The 16,077-nt window shown below is 71.5% G+C and carries 14 protein-coding genes and 1 tRNA gene; 10 read left to right on the forward strand and 5 right to left on the reverse strand.

Annotation, left to right across the window (positions count from 1 at the left end; genetic code table 11):
• Window positions 1–5 precede the first annotated feature (5 nt).
• From ABZ858_RS33460 to ABZ858_RS33470, 3 genes are read left to right on the forward strand one after another with little or no spacing between them, the layout of a single operon-like run.
• The gene (locus tag ABZ858_RS33460; RefSeq protein WP_361387404.1) at window positions 6–560 is read left to right on the forward strand and encodes a hypothetical protein; all 555 of its coding nucleotides are present in this window, start codon (window positions 6–8) and stop codon (window positions 558–560) included.
• Entirely contained in the window at window positions 557–940 is a 384-nt protein-coding gene (locus ABZ858_RS33465; protein ID WP_361387407.1) for a transcriptional regulator, read from the forward strand. The genes ABZ858_RS33460 and ABZ858_RS33465 overlap by 4 nt, the downstream gene beginning before the upstream one ends.
• A gap of 47 nt (window positions 941–987) precedes the next feature.
• Entirely contained in the window at window positions 988–1,362 is a 375-nt protein-coding gene (locus tag ABZ858_RS33470) for a hypothetical protein (protein WP_361387410.1), read from the forward strand.
• On the opposite strand, the gene ABZ858_RS33475 is transcribed toward ABZ858_RS33470, so the two are convergent.
• Both ABZ858_RS33475 and ABZ858_RS33480 read right to left on the reverse strand, forming a co-directional pair.
• Window positions 1,347–1,709 carry an SCO5918 family protein gene (locus tag ABZ858_RS33475; RefSeq protein ID WP_361387413.1) on the reverse strand — a complete coding sequence of 121 codons (363 nt, stop codon included), beginning with the start codon at window positions 1,707–1,709 and terminating at the stop codon, window positions 1,347–1,349. The two genes, ABZ858_RS33470 and ABZ858_RS33475, sit on opposite strands and share 16 nt — an antisense overlap.
• Before the next feature lie 281 nt (window positions 1,710–1,990).
• Window positions 1,991–3,487: a DEAD/DEAH box helicase gene (locus ABZ858_RS33480; protein ID WP_361387416.1), complete on the reverse strand. Its 1,497-nt coding sequence runs from the start codon at window positions 3,485–3,487 to the stop codon at window positions 1,991–1,993.
• A 401-nt stretch (window positions 3,488–3,888) separates the two neighbouring features.
• Between ABZ858_RS33480 and sigJ the strand changes: the two genes are divergently transcribed.
• Together sigJ and ABZ858_RS33490 are read left to right on the forward strand one after the other, a co-directional pair.
• Window positions 3,889–4,833 carry an RNA polymerase sigma factor SigJ gene (gene sigJ / locus ABZ858_RS33485; protein ID WP_361387419.1) on the forward strand — a complete coding sequence of 315 codons (945 nt, stop codon included), beginning with the start codon at window positions 3,889–3,891 and terminating at the stop codon, window positions 4,831–4,833.
• A 124-nt stretch (window positions 4,834–4,957) separates the two neighbouring features.
• Window positions 4,958–6,196 (forward strand): FAD-dependent oxidoreductase, encoded by a 1,239-nt coding sequence (locus ABZ858_RS33490; protein ID WP_361387422.1) that lies wholly within the window; start codon window positions 4,958–4,960, stop codon window positions 6,194–6,196.
• A 202-nt stretch (window positions 6,197–6,398) separates the two neighbouring features.
• Here ABZ858_RS33490 and ABZ858_RS33495 read toward each other — a convergent pair whose 3' ends face one another.
• Complete coding sequence (locus ABZ858_RS33495; protein WP_361387425.1) at window positions 6,399–7,157, reverse strand: DUF3761 domain-containing protein; 759 nt, start codon at window positions 7,155–7,157, stop codon at window positions 6,399–6,401.
• 983 nt (window positions 7,158–8,140) lie between these two features.
• Here ABZ858_RS33495 and ABZ858_RS33500 point away from each other — a divergent pair.
• Together ABZ858_RS33500 and ABZ858_RS33505 are read left to right on the forward strand one after the other, a co-directional pair.
• Entirely contained in the window at window positions 8,141–8,263 is a 123-nt protein-coding gene (locus tag ABZ858_RS33500) for a hypothetical protein (protein ID WP_361387428.1), read from the forward strand.
• Between the two features lie 122 nt (window positions 8,264–8,385).
• Window positions 8,386–11,511, forward strand: a complete 3,126-nt coding sequence (locus tag ABZ858_RS33505) for a hypothetical protein (protein ID WP_361387431.1) — start codon at window positions 8,386–8,388, stop codon at window positions 11,509–11,511.
• An 829-nt stretch (window positions 11,512–12,340) separates the two neighbouring features.
• On the opposite strand, the gene ABZ858_RS33510 is transcribed toward ABZ858_RS33505, so the two are convergent.
• Window positions 12,341–12,414, reverse strand: a tRNA-Gly gene (locus ABZ858_RS33510).
• 672 nt (window positions 12,415–13,086) lie between these two features.
• Between ABZ858_RS33510 and dcd the strand changes: the two genes are divergently transcribed.
• Window positions 13,087–13,662: a dCTP deaminase gene (dcd, locus tag ABZ858_RS33515; RefSeq protein WP_361387434.1), complete on the forward strand. Its 576-nt coding sequence runs from the start codon at window positions 13,087–13,089 to the stop codon at window positions 13,660–13,662.
• 13 nt (window positions 13,663–13,675) lie between these two features.
• Window positions 13,676–14,173 (forward strand): phosphoribosyltransferase, encoded by a 498-nt coding sequence (locus ABZ858_RS33520; protein ID WP_361387437.1) that lies wholly within the window; start codon window positions 13,676–13,678, stop codon window positions 14,171–14,173.
• Between the two features lie 101 nt (window positions 14,174–14,274).
• Here ABZ858_RS33520 and ABZ858_RS33525 read toward each other — a convergent pair whose 3' ends face one another.
• On the reverse strand, window positions 14,275–15,393 hold the full coding sequence (locus ABZ858_RS33525) for a Yip1 family protein (protein WP_361387440.1): 1,119 nt from the start codon (window positions 15,391–15,393) through the stop codon (window positions 14,275–14,277).
• Window positions 15,394–15,544: 151 nt separating this feature from the next.
• On the opposite strand from ABZ858_RS33525, the gene ABZ858_RS33530 reads away from it, so the two are divergent.
• Window positions 15,545–15,886: an antibiotic biosynthesis monooxygenase gene (locus ABZ858_RS33530; protein WP_361387443.1), complete on the forward strand. Its 342-nt coding sequence runs from the start codon at window positions 15,545–15,547 to the stop codon at window positions 15,884–15,886.
• The last annotated feature ends 191 nt before the right edge of the window (window positions 15,887–16,077 follow it).

Raw genomic sequence — 16,077 nt, forward strand, 5'->3', positions numbered from 1 at the left:
CAGGCGTGCCGAACGCGTCGGGCGGACTGGGCGCGCTGGGCGCGCTGGGCGCCAGGAAGGCGCTGGAGGCCGCGAGGCGGGCCAGGCTGACGGCCAACACGCCCCCGCCGCTGCCCTCGTGGTGGGCGCCGGTGGCCGCCGTCACGCACGGCGCCGGCCTGGGCCTGCTGTTCGGCCCGCTGTACCACCGCCAGGGCGGTACGACGGCGTCGGCGACCGTGGCCATGATCGTGGCGCTCGTGGCGCTGGCCGTCTTCCCGGTCATGTGCGCGGTGCGCGCCTCCCGCATGCGGGTCCGCTCGTGGCCGCCGCCGGGCACCGCGCGGCAGCGCCTGCTGCGCGAAGGCGTACCGGTGGCCGCCTACGGCCTGTCCGCCCTCGCGTTCCTCGCGTTCGGCCGGCCCGTGGGCGCGGTCGTGCTGGCCGTCCTGGCGGCAGCCGCCCTGTGGTGGCGGGAGGACCGGAGGAACACCCCGCACACCCCGCATACCCCGCACACCCCGCACATCGCCGGGCCGACCGCGCCGAGAGCCACGGAGAGCACGGAGAGCGCGGAATGAGCCCTGCGCCGCCCCCGCCCCAGTCGCCGCCCCCGTCCCCGTCTCCGGCCCCGCCCCCGGCCATCAATCAGGTCATCCACCATCCGACCCGGCTCATCATGATGGCCTTCCTCGCGGGCTGCGCCGAAGCGGAGTTCGCCGCCGTACGCGACTACTGCCAGGTCTCCGACCCGAGCGTCAGCCGTATCACGACCGCCCTGGAGGAGGCCGGATACCTCACGGTCCGCAAGGGCGCGGTCGGCCGCCGCCCCCGCACCTGGCTCTCCCTGACCCCCACCGGCCGCACCGCCCTGGAGACGCACCTCGCCGCCCTCCAGTCCCTCGCCGACGCCGCCCGGACGAGCGGGACGGAGAACGGCCCGGCGGCACCACGTCCCTGACGGCACGCGCCCCGTCGCCCCGCGCGCCGCTGAATAGAATCGCTGCCATGTCGAATGCCGACGAACTGCTCATCGCCCTCGCCACCATGGTGGAGTCGGAGCCAAGCAATCAGATGTCGCTGACCGTGGTCGTCGGCGGTGCCGTCATCACCGGCCGGCTGGCTCCCGAGGCCACATGGCGGGAGCGCGTCTCGGAGGTCCTGAAGGACTCCGACCGGCTCGGCCCGTTCGCCGAGGTCTTCACCGGTCACCGGGCCCGGCGGCGGCCCGCCCACGACGGGCCGCCGACGCACCTGCACTTCCACCTCGCGCGGATCCTCCAGGGCAGCCTCGGCATCCCGGAGACGGGCGGGATGTACCGGGTCGCCATCAAGGACGTCAACGCCTGGACGGTGGGGGACTTCAGCTACTCCGAGCGGTGAGGCGAGGACTCCGGCGCGCTCCACAGCGATGTCGGGGCCGGGTCGGGTGTGGCCCACAGCGGGAGGTCGGCGGGGCCGGACTCGGGCGTGAGTCCGGGCGCCGGTTCCGGCTCCGGGACGGCGTGGCAGGTGAAGCCCAGGCGGGTCATGGCCCGGACGACCTCGCCGCTGGTGAAGTCGCGGCGGTCCTGGCGGGTGATGACCTCACCCACCTGCTTGACGGGGTAGCGGCGTCGGCCGATGGTCACGGACTCGGCCGTGACCGCTTCGGGCTTGACGCCCTTCATCGAGGCCAGGACTCCGGCCTGGGTCAGCTCGAACGGGTACCGGGCGATGACACAGCGCATGGTGCCTCACAGGGAGAGGGGGACGATGGGCCTTGCGTGGGGAGTGACTGCGTGTCGGGTCGGGAGCGGGCCCCGGCCGGGGGGCTTTCGGTTCGGATCGGGCCGGTCGGGCCGGATCACGCCGGGCCGGGCTGGATCGGGCTGGTTCGGATCACGCCGGGCCGGGCGGGACCGGGCCGGGTCGGGGAGCGGTGCCCGGGCCCGTGAGCGCCCATCAGCACCGATGAGCGCCCATGAGGCGGCGTGATCCGAACGGAAGACCTTGAGGGCCGGGGAAGCCCTCAGGCCGCCGGGTCGACGGCGGACGGCCGGCGCGCGGCGCGGCGGGCGGCCTCACCGGCGGGCCGGCCCTTGGCCCCGCCACCGCGGCGGCCGCGGGACGAGGACGGCGCGGTGCGGCGCGGGGCGCGTTCCACGACCGGGGCCGCGACGGTCACCGGGACACCGGAGGGAGCCTGCGCGCCGGTGATGCGGCTCAGCTCCGCCTCGCCCGAACGCACCGGGGTGATCAGCGGGGTGATGCCGGCCGAGGCCATCAGCCGGCTCATCGCGCGGCGCTGGTCCGGGGTCACCAGGGTGACCACGCTGCCGGACTCGCCGGCCCGGGCGGTACGGCCGCCGCGGTGCAGGTAGTCCTTGGGGTCGGTGGGCGGGTCGACGTTGACGACCAGATCGAGGTTGTCGACGTGGATGCCGCGCGCCGCGACGTTGGTGGCGACCAGGACGGTGACGTGGCCGTCCTTGAACTGGGCCAGCGTCCGGGTGCGCTGCGGCTGGGACTTGCCGCCGTGCAGCGCGGCCGCCCGCACACCGCTGTTCAGCAGGTGCTTGGTCAGCCGGTCCACCGCGTGCTTGGTGTCCAGGAACATGATCACCCGGCCGTCGCGCGCCGCGATCTCCGTGGTCGTACGGTGCTTGTCCGCGTCGTGCACGTGCAGCACGTGGTGTTCCATCGTGGTGACGGCACCCGCGGAGGGGTCGACGGAGTGGACCACCGGGTCGTTCAGGTAGCGGCGGACCAGCAGGTCGACGTTGCGGTCCAGGGTGGCCGAGAAGAGCATCCGCTGCCCGTCGGAGCGCACCTGGTCGAGCAGGGCGGTGACCTGCGGCATGAAGCCCATGTCGGCCATCTGGTCGGCCTCGTCCAGGACGGTGATGGCGACCTGGTCCAGCCGGCAGTCGCCGCGGTCGATGAGGTCCTTGAGCCGTCCCGGCGTCGCGACGACGACCTCGGCACCGGCCCGCAGCGCGCCCGCCTGCCGGCCGATCGACATCCCGCCGACCACGGTGGCCGCCCGCAGCCCGACCGAACGGGCGTACGGCGTCAGGGCGTCGGTGACCTGCTGGGCGAGTTCACGGGTGGGGACCAGGACGAGCGCGAGCGGCTGCCGGGGCTCGGCGCGCCGCCCGGCGGTCCGGGCCAGCAGCGCGAGACCGAAGGCGAGGGTCTTGCCCGAACCGGTCCGGCCCCGGCCCAGCACGTCGCGGCCGGCCAGCGAGTTCGGCAGGGTCGCCGCCTGGATCGGGAACGGCGCGGTCACGCCCTCGCGGCCGAGCGTGCTCAGCAGCCGCGCGGGCAGGGCGAGATCGGCGAACGACTCGACCGCGGGCAGCGCGGGAGTGATCGTCTTCGGCATGGCGAACTCGCCCTGGGGAGCGGCCGGACGGCCACCGCCGCCCTGGGGACGGCGGCTGCGCCGGGGACCGCCGGAGCGGTGGGCGGCGGAGCCGCCGGAACGATCGTGGGCGCGGTTCGTGCGGGCACGGTCGCGGTTCATGCGGGACCTTCCTTGATGCGACACGTATCAAGGAATTCCCGCAGCGGTCGAGCAGCGCAGAGAATCGCGAGAACGAGTCGGGGACGATGGGGCGGCCGGAACGGGTCGGACGGAGAACATGTCCCGTGCGGGGGAGATTCCGCACGGCCCCGGAAATGCAGCGAGCCGGGGTCCGCACCCCGAGGTGCGGGCTCCAGCTGCGAAAATTGTGCGCCAGTTCGGTCGGCGTCAAGCGCGAACGATGTTCTCGGCCGTCGGATTTCCGGGCCCTGACCGCTATCGAACGTCACCTTCTGCATCTGGAACCGACACTAACACGTCGGGACCCGGCCCCGCGGAGGAGAGGAACCGCCCCCCGCGTGCCCGGCGTGCCCGCGGGCGGGACTCGCTAGGATCCCGGCATGGCGCTGACCATGAGCGAAGTGGACCGGTTCGAGGCGTCCAGGCCCCGCCTGGAGGCCATCGCCTACCGCCTCCTCGGTTCCGCGAGCGAGGCGGAGGACGCCGTGCAGGAAACGTTCCTGCGCTGGCAGGCCGCCGACGTCGGGCGCATCGAGGTCCCCGAGGCCTGGCTGACCAAGGTGCTCACCAACCTGTGCCTCAACCAGCTCACCTCGGCCCGCGCCCGGCGCGAGACCTACGTCGGCCAGTGGCTGCCCGAGCCGCTGCTCGCCGGGGACCCGATGCTCGGCCCGGCCGACACCGCCGAACAGCGCGAATCGGTCTCGTACGCGGTCCTCGCGCTGCTGGAGCGCCTGTCGCCCAACGAGCGGGCGGTGTACGTGCTGCGGGAGGCGTTCGGCTACCCGCACCGGGAGATCGCCGGCCTGCTCGACCTCACCGAGGCCGCCTGCCAGCAGATCTTCCATCGCGCCAAGAAGCACATCGCGGCCGGCAAGGCCCGTACCGAGATCGACGAGGCCGCCGCCCGGCGGATCATCGACGAGTTCCTCGCGGCGGCCACCAGCGGCCGGACCGAGCCGCTGGTACGGCTGCTCACCCAGGACGTCGTCTCGGTCGGCGACGGCGGCGGGAAGGTCCCGGCCCGCACCAAGGCGTTCGAGGGCGCCCTCGCGGTCGCGAAGTTCATGCGGGGCCTGTTCAAGCCCAGCAAGGCCAAGCGCGACCTGGTCGGCGGCTCGCCCGCGCTCTACGCGACGACCGCCAACGGCGGCCCCGCCCTCGTGGCGGTCGTCGACGGCCGGGTCGTCGGCGTCATGTGCCTGGAGATCACCGCCGAGGGCATCACCGCCTTCCGCAATCAGGTCAACCCGGACAAACTCGACCGCGCGACCCGCCTCTGGGCGGCCACCGACCACGGCACCCCCTTGCTCACCGCCTTCTGAAGCCCGTCCCGGCAATCCCCGCATGTGATGTGTGAGGTGCTTCACATCGGCTCCCTGTCAGGAAAACGCGGCCCGCCCGGTTCAAGAGGCGAATCCGCAGCTGACAGGAGCAAGGAGCTAGGACATGCAGCAGCACCGCATCATCGTCCTCGGGGCCGGATACGCCGGAGCCACCGCCGCCGGGCGGCTCGCCAAGCGCCTGCACCGCGACGACGTCACCCTCACCCTCGTCGACACCGAGCCCGACTTCGTCGAACGCGTCCGGATGCACCAGCTCGCCGTCGGCCAGAAGCTCAAGTCCCGCCCGCTGGGCGAGATGTTCGCGGGCACCGGCGTCAGCCTGAAGCAGGCGAGGGTCACCGCCGTGGACGCGGACCGCAAGACGGTCACCGTCACTGTCACCGGCACCGGCGCGCACGCGGCGGACACGACCGAGGAGTTGACGTACGACACCCTCGTCTACGCCCTGGGCAGCGCGTGGGACGACCAGGGCGTCCCGGGTGTCGCGGAGCACGCCCACGAGATCGCCGGCCGCGCCGGAGCGCTCCGGCTGCGCGAGCGCCTGGCCCGCCTGGACGCCGGGCAGTCCGTGGTTGTGGTCGGCGGCGGCCTCACCGGGGTGGAGGCGGTGACCGAGATCGCGGAGGCCCGCCCGGACCTGGACGTCACCCTCGCCGCCCGCGGCGCGCTCGGGGACTGGCTCTCGCCCAAGGGCCGCGGCCACCTGCGCGGGGTCTTCGGCCGGCTCGGCATCACCGCGTACGAGCACGCCGCCGTCACCGCCGTGCGGGCCGACCGTGTCATCACCGCCGACGGCACGGACCTCCCGGCGGCGGTCACCGTCTGGACCACGGGTTTCGCCGTCCATCCCCTGGCCGGGGCCACCACCCTGGAGGTCACCGGCACGGGCCGGATCGTGGTCGACGAGACCATGCGCTCCCGCTCCCACCCGGACGTGTACGCCGTCGGTGACGCGGCCCTGGCGGCGGGCCCGGGCGGCAAGCCGCTGCGGATGTCCTGCGCCTCCGGCATGCCCATGGCCTGGCAGGCCGCCGACGCGATCGCCGCCCGCCTGACCGGCGGCAAGCTCCCGAAGGTGCCGCTGCGCTACTTCAACCAGTGCGTCTCCCTGGGCCGCAAGGAGGGCCTGATCCAGTACGTCACCGCCGACGACCGCGCCGTCCGCGCCGCCCTGACCGGCCGCCTCGCCGCCGTCTACAAGGAACTGGTCTGCAAGGGCGCGGCCTGGGCCGTGGCCAACCCGACCACGGGCCTCCCGGCCCGCCGCCGCCACCTCCTTCGGACACAGCCCCGACCGACGACGCCCGGCACCCCGACCGCCCCGACCACGACAGCGGCCTGACCGCCCCGCCGCGGGCGGCCCTCACCCCGGGACGTCCTTCGGCGCCGGGCGCCCCCGTCGCGGCGACGAGCAGAGTGAACAGGGGCGTTCCCCAGGCGAAGACCGGGTAGAGGGCCGGCACGTACGGGGGTACGACTCGCTTCTTCGCCGCGACGGAGAACGGCGAATTCATGCGGGGCGGGCGGGAAGGTGACGACAGAGCCTAGGACGGCGCACCGGCAAGCCAGACCGCGACGCCACCGTGATGCGAGCAGGTGCCCCGGCGGTGGGCGGAGTAGCTGTACGTGCCGTCACTGCACCGTGCGGTGGCACCGGCCGGTGCCTGCTGCTCTCCGCCCGAGGACGAGGACGAACCCGAGTCGTCCCCCGACGAGCCGGAGCTGCTGTTCGACGAGCCGGAGTCGTCGCCGGTGGAGTCGTCGCCGTGGTCGTCACCGGTGCCGGCGCCTGCGGAGGAAGGGCCGTCGTCCTCCGTGACAGAGGCAGCGGGGGAATCGTCCGTCCCGGAGACAGAGGGGGCCTCGCTCGTGCCGGTCCCCGTCCGGCCGGTGCAGCTCTCGCCCGCGCTGGATTTGACGGTGTCGAACGTGAGCGTGTCCTCGGCGCTCATCGACGCGCCGGCCGCGGGCGTCTGTGCGCAGACGGTCCAGTTGCGGTCCCAGAGCTGCTGGCGGTTCCGGCCGGTGGCGTCGGTGGAGTCGAGGCGGCGGATGCCGTCGCCCTGGGCCGCGTCCTGGGCTGCCTGGAGCCCCATCCCGACGTAGTCCTTGACGGTGACCGACCTCGGTTCGTCGCCAGGCGAGGACGCCGAGGACGACACGCTGGACGACGCGTCCTTTCCGCCGTCGACCAGGGCGCCGCAGCCACCGATCACGAGAAGCGCGGCCAGCATCACGCCGCAGCCGACCCGAAGGTTCTTCTTGTCCTCCGCCGTCTGCTGACGTCTTGGATCATGAGCCATGTACAGGTCCCCCCTGCGTCACATGCTGCGCGCTCCCCAGCGCGCTCGGTCCTGCCCGCACTCGCGAACCAGTGCCCAACCGCCACAGCGAGGGGCGGATGCCGGCAGGGCGACGACTCTAGCTTCGTACCGCCGAGTAGGTGACCGTTCAATGAAATAAGTGGGGAGTACGGGCCCTGGGCCGACAGAGGTGCCCGGTTGAACCTCGGGTCCACCGATCGGTGGACCGGGGCAGGGAGAAACACCACTCGCCAAAGACGCGTACGGCGGGCCGCCCGGGCGTCCCGGGCGCCTGGACGGCTTGGACCGCTCGATGTCAGACCCGTGCGTCAGAATCCCGGCATGCCCACACGATCCGATATGGCTCTTGAGATCCACCTCGACTTGTGGCGCAAGGAAGCCGTTCAATACCTCGGCGAACATCCTGGGGCGGCCCTTTGCCGAAGACGCCACCGCTACCGAACACGCCCTGCAACGGGCGCTCAAGGGCATGTACTGGATATTCGGCGGGCGCTTCATCGGTGAGGCCCAGCAGCGACGACTGGTGCCGGGAGACGAGGTCGACATCCCGCTCGTCCGGGGCGACGGTTCACTCCACCTAGTCGAGCTGAAAAGGTCTGCCGGGGTCAAACTAGTGAAAGCGCATCGCACTTGTCCTCATCGGGCACCCCCGGAGTCAGCCAGAAATAGAGGAGAAAGAAATAAACGAGGCCCCGCGGGTGCACACCTCGCATCTCAATCGGGTCGAGGTCCTGACGTACAAGGAACTCATCGAGAGCGCGGAAAGGGCCCTTGCGGCAGGCGAGGTCATGTAGGGCCGCCGGCGGGACCGTGTCCCACCCCGGCGCCGCCTGCGCATCGCCGCACGCGCTCCACGCGGCCGTCGCCCGCTCGTCTCAACTCGTCCACGGCCCGTTCAGGGCGGCGAGAGTGGGTGCTGGCCGGCGACCGCCGACCGACCGTACCGAGACGGGAGAGCTGTCATGCCCCGACGCCGACTGAGCCGTCGTGAGTGGCTGACCCTGGTGGGAATCATGCTGGGCAGCCTCGTCTCCGCCGTCGCGGGGGCCGCTGCGGACGAGAGTTTCAAGGCGTTGCTGTCCTGAACGGGCGGCACCGGCCTGATTTTTCACGCGAAGGCGCCCCGGCGGTTCGACGCGAGCCCTGCACCGCCGTCGAATCCGTGTTCTCGCGGACGGCGTGGGTGTCCCTAGGCAAGGATGCTTCGATGACCAGTCACAACGGTGATCCGCGGCAAGGGAGTCAGCGAAGGATCTCCCGACCGCTGGGCGTGACGCCGGCGCCGCTGCGGGACTTGAAGGACTACGTCTACCAGCTCTATGTGGAGGCCGGGGCGCCGCAGACGCACCGCATGGCGGCTGACATCGGGGAAGACGACTCCTTTCCCGGCAGCCCGTCGAAGGCCACCATCCACCGGATCATCGCTTCGAAAGAGCTTCCGACAGGCCAGGACGACGTCGTCTCCGTCGCCATGCTGCTGGCCAGGAAGACGGACAGGGACCCGGACCGGGAGGCGACCCGGGTACGGCGGATGTGGATCGCCGCCCATCTCGCTCAGCCGTTGGGCAGTCCCGTCGAGGATCTCGACCCCTTCGCCCTGGAGGTGCATCGGGCGATCAGCGTGCCCGGCGAGGAATCACTCTCCGTGCTGCCGGCCTACGTCCTGAGAGACCACGACGCGACGCTGGGCGCGCTCGTGGATCGGGCGGCCGGCGGGGAGAGCCTCATGGTCACGCTGGTCGGTGACTCTTCCACCGGCAAGACACGGGCCTGTTGGGAGGCGTTACGCCGGCTTCCGCCCGAGTGGAGGGTGTGGCACCCCTTCGACCCGACACGTCCGGACGCCGCCCTGGTGCATCTCCGGGAGGTCGGCCCGCGGACGGTGATCTGGCTGAACGAGGCCCAGCACTATCTCCTCGCACCGGACGCCAGGACCGCCGAGGGCATCACCGCGGGGCTGCGCTCCGTGCTGACCGACCGCCACCACGGACCGGTACTGGTCCTGGCCACCATCTGGCCCCGGTTCTGGGACCCGCTGACCGCTCCCTCGGTCACGGGTGCGAACGACCGCTTCAACCAGCAGCGCAAGCTGCTCACCGAACTCGGCCAGTGCCTCGTGGTGCCCACGGCGTTCACCGAGAGCGACCTGCGTACGGCACGTCGGAAGGCCCACGACGACCCGCGGCTCGCCAGTGCCCTGAAGGGAGCGGCAGACGGGGAGATCACCCAGTTCCTCGCCGGTGTTCCCGAACTCATGCGGCGTTACCAGTGCGCGCCACCCGCCGAGAGGGCGCTGATCCACGCCGCGATGGACTTACGTCGGCTCGGGCACGGTCCCCTGCTGCCCCACGCGCTCCTGACCGAGGCCGCCGGAGGCTACCTCAAGGACCAGGAGTTCGGTCTGCGCGGAGGCAACTGGCTGGAGGAGGCGCTCGCGTACTGCGCCATGCCGTGCCATGGCGTGCCCGGCCCGCTGACACCGGTCGGAGTCCACGGCGACGAGCCGCCCGGAAGGACGTACCGGCTCGCGGACTACCTCGAACAGCATGGTCGCGTAGAGCGCCGGCTCCTGTGCCCGCCGGCCTCCTTCTGGGAGGCGGCGATCCGCCATTGCCTCGGCACGGATGACAGCGTCGCGCTCGCGCGCGCGGCGCAGGAGAGAGGCAGGCTCCGGGTCGCCGCGGCCCTCTACGCGAACGCGTCGATGGGCGGAAGCAGCGAGGTCCGCAGGGAACTGGGCCGTCTCGCCGAAGGCGTGGGAGACCTCGCCGAGGCCAAGCGGTTCTACGAGGCCGCGTGGACGGACGATCAACGGGCGCGCTGGGAGCTGGTACGGCTGCGCGAGCTACTGGGCGAACCCGGCAGGGCGGAGGAGCTGGCCCACGTCGCCGCCAACCAGGGCGACAGCTCTTCGCTGGCCTGGCTGGCCCGGCTCCGGCAGGAGGCCGGTGACGAAGAGGGGGCACAGCGGCTGACGAGGAACGCCGCAGCCAGAGGAAACATCAGGACGTTCGCGGGGCTGGCCCGGTCCAGGGAAGACGTGGGGGACAGGTCCGGTGCCGACATGCTCGCCTTCCACGCCTTGACCACGACGGGCAGCACGTACGCCCTGTCGGCCCTGGTGGGCATGCGGGAGCAGGCCGGCGACGGCGAAGCGGCGGAGCAGCTGGTCCTCGCGGCCGCTCGGCGCGGCAAAGTGCGCCCCGCCATCAGGCTGGCCGGTCTGCGAAGGCAGTCCGGGGACAGGCAGGGCGCGGTCCGCGCCCTCGACCTGGCAGCCGACTCGGGCAGCATCTTCGCCCGCACGGAGATCGCCCGCCTGAAGCGAAGGTGGGGGGACGACGAGGGGGCGGAGGAGGCCCTGTGCTCCGCTGTGGGACAGGGCAGTACGTTCGCCCTGACCGAGCTGGCCCGGCTGCGGGAGAAGGGCGGGGACAAGGAGGCCACGCTCCGGCTGTACCAGAGCGCGGCCGAGCGGGGAAGCACCAACGCGCTGGCCCACCTCGCCCTGCTGAAGGAGCAGGAGGGAGCCGGCGCGGAAGCCGAGCGCATGGCGTGCAGCGCCGCGGACGGCGGCAGTACCTTCGCGCTGCTGGAGTTGGCGTACCGGCGTGAGCAGGCCAGTGACCGGCAAGGCGCCGAACGCCTGGCGCAGACCGCGTACCGTGCGGGCAATTCGGGGGCGCTGGTCCTGCTGGCCAGGCTGCGGGAGAAGACCGGGGACACCTCCGGCGCCGAGGTGCTGGTCCTCCAGGCGGCTGCCGCCGGTGACAGGCAGGTGCTCAATGAGTTCGTGCTGCGCAGGGAAAGGAGCGGGGACAGCGAAGGGGCCGAACGCCTGGCCTCGGCCGGGGACGGCCATGTGCTCCTCCTGCTGGCCCGGCTGCGGGAATCGGACGGCAGGAAGCGGGAGGCGGAGCGGCTCTTCCGGCGCGCGGCCGAACTGGGCCGGACACCGGCGCTGGGAGAGCTGGCCCGCCTGAAGCAGCAGGCCGGTGACCACGAAGCGGCGGAGGACCAAGCCCGCGCCGCGGCACGCTCGGGCCATGTGGAGGTGCTCGCGGACCTCGCGCGCATGTGTGCCCGGGAGGGGCTGCTGGACAACGCCGACCGCCTGCTCAAGGTCGCGGTGGACGCGGGCTACGGCGGAGCACTGCCCCTGTGGGCGGAGCTGCGCGGCCAGACCGACGCCCGCTGGGAACACCTCATGCGCTACGGCCTCACCGCGGGCGGCGAACTGTCGGAACCCTGGAATTTCGTGGGCTTGGGCGAACCCCGGCCCCTGCCACCAGGGCAGATGGCGAGCAGCACTCCTCCGCCACACGGCGACTGATCGAGGCACACCAAGAGAAAGACTCAGGATCACCGACCCGCCCCGAAAGCCCCTGCGCCAGCCATGCGTTCACTTCGCCGCCCTCCTGCCCAAGACCGCCAGACGCCCCGATGCAGCCGCCGGCGGGAAGGCGGAAGAAGGACCGGATGACGGGAACCGAACTGGCGCTTGCCGCCGCTGCTCCGGCCGATTCCCCACGTCGGCTCTGGGCCAAGCGCGGCCATCTCGACGGGACCGGATGCAGTCGAAGACCAAGTAGACAGAGAGCCGTTCCAATTGCCGTACGAGCATCTGCGGCGATCCGTCATTCGCCTTGAGATCTGCTGCGGGCCGGAGAGGGAGCGGGCGCGTCGGGTCCACGCCGGCGCAGACCGCTGTCTCAACGTGTCAACAGCCCAGGATCGCTTGATCAGGTGCCCGAACATCGTGAACCTGATGCGCGGAGACTGGGAGAAGGGCGACTTGGACCCTCACCGGGGTATGACGAAGGGACCCCGTGATCTGTGCTTTTCCATGGTGGCTGTGACTTGTGCTCTGGCCTGTCTGACTGCTGGCCCAAGACCGTTTGCGGCGCATTTGGCGGCTACCCCACAGGGGCGGGAAACCTTGCGGGGAAACCGCAATTCCTCTGTTTGCCGGAGTCTCTCAACACGATCAACAAATGGGCGGCAGGCATTTCCGACACCCTCACCCTGGAGCCGCGGCTCAGTCCAAGGCCATGAGGCGCCGCCCGCCGAACAACGCGGTGCACATCCGGCACGCTTCCGGTGACCGGTGACTGATCATCCCGCACAGCAAAGGCCCGGGCCTCAGACCTGGGCCTTCTTCATGGAGCGGGTGACGAGAATCGAACTCGCGCTCTCAGCTTGGGAAGCTGATGTTCTACCATTAAACTACACCCGCGTAAGCCGCCGGGCGCCGATCGTGATCGGTGTCCGGTGCTGGCTCACTCTACCTCATCCCTGGCCCCCGGTGCTCAAGCCCCGGGGGCCAGGTGTGTTCCCGGGAAGTGCAGGAGGCGTGTGGGGGAACGGAGTTGGGGCATACGGTGGAGGAGTCGGGGAAGGGTTTCGCGGGGGCGGAGTGCCGCCTGGAGGGTCGTCTCTTTGATCCCGTACTGTGGCTTTTGTCGCCAGGCGACAGAAGGCCGGGCGGGGTTCTGGGGAAGGGACTTGAAGGCTTGATGGAGCGCACCGTCGTCCGTTGTGCCGAGGGGCACGTGTTCAGCACCGCTTCGTTCCCGATGCAGCAGGCCGGGCGGCTCGGCCCGGGCCGGCTCATGCGGTGTCCGCGATGTGCGCGGCTCCGCAGTGCGGTGCCCGTCGCGTCGGTCACGCCGGTCACACCGGTCACACCGGCCATGCCGGTCACGCCAGCCATGCCGGTCACGCCAGCCATGTCGGTCGCGCCAGCCAGGTCGGCCATGCCGGTCATGTCCATGGCTCAGAAGCAGTAAGGGCAGTAGAAGCAGCAGGGGCATCAGCGGCGCCTCCCGGCACGGGAGGGGAGCCGTTTCCGGCGCGTGGGGTCCGTCCTGATTACGGGGGCTCCGCGCGCCTTGCGTATCCTCGGGGCGTGCTTCTCTCAGACAAGGACATCCGGGCCGAGATCGACGCCGGGCGGGTCCGCATCGACCCCTTCGACGCATCCATGGTGCAGCCGTCCAGCATCGACGTACGTCTCGACCGCTATTTCCGGGTGTTCGAGAACCACCGCTACCCGCACATCGACCCCTCGGTCGAGCAGCCGGACCTCACCCGGCTCGTCGAGCCGGAGGGCGACGAGCCCTTCATCCTGCACCCCGGGGAGTTCGTCCTCGCCAGCACGTACGAGGTCATCTCGCTGCCCGACGACCTCGCCTCGCGGCTGGAGGGCAAGAGCTCGCTCGGGCGGCTCGGGCTCGTCACCCACTCCACCGCCGGGTTCATCGACCCGGGCTTCTCCGGGCATGTGACCCTGGAGCTGTCGAACCTCGCGACCCTGCCGATCAAGCTGTGGCCGGGGATGAAGATCGGCCAGCTGTGCCTGTTCAAGCTCACCTCGCCCGCCGAGGCCCCGTACGGCAGTGAGCGCTACGGGTCCCGTTACCAGGGGCAGCGCGGGCCCACGGCCTCCCGCTCCTACCTCAACTTCCACCGGACCCGGGTCTGAGGGGCACCACCACATGAGCGACGTACGAGAGAACCTCACCTACGAGCTGTTCGGCACCGCGGTCCGCGAACTCGCGCAGACCATCGCCGACGACGGGTACGAGCCGGACATAGTGCTCAGCATCGCGCGCGGCGGTGTCTTCGTCGCCGGCGGGCTCGCCTACGCCCTGGACTGCAAGAACATCCACCTCGTGAACGTGGAGTTCTACACCGGTGTGGGGACCACGCTGGAAATGCCCGTCATGCTCGCGCCGGTGCCCAACGTGATCGACTTCTCCGACAAGAAGGTCCTGATCACCGACGACGTCGCCGACACCGGCAAGACGCTCAAGCTGGTCCGCGACTTCTGCCTCGACACCGTCGCCGAGGTGCGCAGCGCCGTCGTCTACGAGAAGTCCCACTCGCTGGTGAAGTGCGAGTACGTCTGGAAGCGCACCGACGACTGGATCAACTTCCCCTGGTCCGTCGAGCCGCCCGTCATCCAGCGGGCGGGACAGGTGCTCGACGCCTGAGACGGGAAGAACGGCACGGTATGACCGTATGACGTGATGGGGAGGGGCCCGGCAGTGAACTGCCGGGCCCCTCCCCATCACGTCCTGCCGTCGTCTCCTCGCTAGAACGTGCCCAGCTTCACGATCGACAGCAGTGCGATCAGCTGGATCGCGCTCGCGCCCAGCGCCTTCGGCCAGGGCAGGTCGTGGGAGCGGCTGACCATGAGGGTGAGCAGGGCGCCAGCCGCGACCCACGTGGCCCAGCCCAGGATCTGCACGAAGCCCGCGTCGCCGCCGAGGAACAGGGCGAAGACCAGGCGCGGCGCGTCCGTCAGCGACATGATCAGCATGGAGAGGCCGACCGTGGGCTGCCAGGCCCCGTCGCCGCCGAGCTGGCGCGCCAGGGTGTGGGTGACCACGCCCAGGACGAACGCGCTGATCATCATGGCCACGGCTGTGATCAGGACGATCGGGACCGCGTTGGAGAGGGTGGCGTTGATCGCGTCCTTGCGGGCGCCGTCGAAGCCGAAGACGGCCAGCAGGCCGTAGAGGAAGGTCACGACGAGGGCGGGGCCCCACATCGTGTAGTCGCGCATCTGCAGGAACGTCTGCTGGGGGGAGACGACGATGCCCCGCAGCAGGTCCTTCCAGTGCAGGCGCGGTCCGACCGGTCCGGCCGGGGCCGAGCCCGCGCGGTAGGTCTCGCCCTGCGAGTACGGGTCCTCGCCGATCGCGAACGCCTGCGTGTGGCCCGGGTTGTCGGCCGCGTACGGGTCGGGCCCGCTCCGCGGACGGCCGGCTGCGGCGGCGCCGTCACCGAAGTACTCCGGCTCGCCGTGACCACCGTGACCGGCGTAGCCGCCATGACCGCCCTGGCCACCGTGACCGCCCTGACCGCCGTAGCCGCCCTGGCCGCCGCTGTAGCCGCCGTCCGCCGAGGGCCACTGGCCCGCACCGGCCGCACCGCCCGCACCGGCGCCGCCGCCTCCCGGCCGCCCCCCGCCGCGCCGGGAGCCTCCCTGCGGCGGGTACGGCTGTGGCGCCGACGGGTAGCCGTACGACGGCGCCTGGGGCGCCTGCCGCCCGTACGGAGGTTGTTGGGGGCGCGCTTGCGGGGCACGGTCGTCCCGGCCGCCGCGTCCGATCCTGAATCCAGCCACGTCGTCGAACGTACCCGCTTCCGGAGAGTCGAGTGCCGGGGCCCGGTGCCCGGGACCGGCTTTGCGGCCGAGCTGTGACATCCCCTAGGGGGCCCACCATGGGTCTTTCGGGGGCGCGTCGGGGGCGCGTCGGGGGTACGTCGGGCGTCCGCGGGGGATGCCGTCGGGGGCGCACAGGAGCGCGCGGCGGGCCCCCTGTCCGTCCCGGTGGGGCAGCGGGCAGGATGGGTGCATGAGCGTAGTCAAGATCAACGTACTGACCGTGCCCGCCGAGCAGCGGGAGACGCTGGAGAAGCGGTTCGCCTCGCGGGCGCACGCCGTGGAGAACTCCGACGGGTTCGAGTGGTTCGAGCTGCTGCGTCCGGTGGAGGGAACCGACACCTACCTCGTCTACACCCGGTGGCGGGACGAGGCGTCGTTCCAGGCATGGATGGAGGGGCCGATGAAGGCCGCGCACCAGGGCGGCGGTGAGGGCGGCGGCGCGGGCGGCGGCGAGCGGCCGCGGCCGGCGGCCTCCGGGTCGACCCTGTGGTCCTTCGAGGTCGTGCAGCAGGCGGGTCCCGCAACCGCCTGACCACGGAGCACGCGACACCGCCAAGAGCCAAGAGCCAAGAGCCAAGAGCCGAAGAGCGGAAGCGCGGGAGAAACACGGCGGCGCCCCCTGCCTGTGGGCGGGTTCTACTGATCCCCGCAACACCCTGGACTTCAGGGGGTTGCGGGGATCGTGGATTTTGAGGTGCTGAAGGCGAGGTTCTTCGAGGCGCT

It is taken from the genome of Streptomyces sp. NPDC047017 (assembly GCF_040644175.1).
In the GTDB taxonomy this organism is placed as follows: domain Bacteria; phylum Actinomycetota; class Actinomycetes; order Streptomycetales; family Streptomycetaceae; genus Streptomyces.

What these genes read in the sequence shown, in the direction of transcription:
- ABZ858_RS33465 (WP_361387407.1), top strand. Translation starts at nt 557, where the DNA reads ATGAGCCCTGCGCCGCCCCCGCCCCAGTCGCCGCCCCCGTCCCCGTCT.
- ABZ858_RS33470 (WP_361387410.1), top strand. Translation starts at nt 988, where the DNA reads ATGTCGAATGCCGACGAACTGCTCATCGCCCTCGCCACCATGGTGGAG.
- ABZ858_RS33475 (WP_361387413.1), bottom strand. Translation starts at nt 1,709, where the DNA reads ATGCGCTGTGTCATCGCCCGGTACCCGTTCGAGCTGACCCAGGCCGGA.
- ABZ858_RS33480 (WP_361387416.1), bottom strand. Translation starts at nt 3,487, where the DNA reads ATGAACCGCGACCGTGCCCGCACGAACCGCGCCCACGATCGTTCCGGC.
- sigJ (WP_361387419.1), top strand. Translation starts at nt 3,889, where the DNA reads ATGGCGCTGACCATGAGCGAAGTGGACCGGTTCGAGGCGTCCAGGCCC.
- ABZ858_RS33490 (WP_361387422.1), top strand. Translation starts at nt 4,958, where the DNA reads ATGCAGCAGCACCGCATCATCGTCCTCGGGGCCGGATACGCCGGAGCC.
- ABZ858_RS33495 (WP_361387425.1), bottom strand. Translation starts at nt 7,157, where the DNA reads ATGGCTCATGATCCAAGACGTCAGCAGACGGCGGAGGACAAGAAGAAC.
- ABZ858_RS33500 (WP_361387428.1), top strand. Translation starts at nt 8,141, where the DNA reads ATGCCCCGACGCCGACTGAGCCGTCGTGAGTGGCTGACCCTGGTGGGA.
- ABZ858_RS33505 (WP_361387431.1), top strand. Translation starts at nt 8,386, where the DNA reads ATGACCAGTCACAACGGTGATCCGCGGCAAGGGAGTCAGCGAAGGATC.
- ABZ858_RS33520 (WP_361387437.1), top strand. Translation starts at nt 13,676, where the DNA reads ATGAGCGACGTACGAGAGAACCTCACCTACGAGCTGTTCGGCACCGCG.
- ABZ858_RS33525 (WP_361387440.1), bottom strand. Translation starts at nt 15,393, where the DNA reads ATGTCACAGCTCGGCCGCAAAGCCGGTCCCGGGCACCGGGCCCCGGCA.
- ABZ858_RS33530 (WP_361387443.1), top strand. Translation starts at nt 15,545, where the DNA reads ATGAGCGTAGTCAAGATCAACGTACTGACCGTGCCCGCCGAGCAGCGG.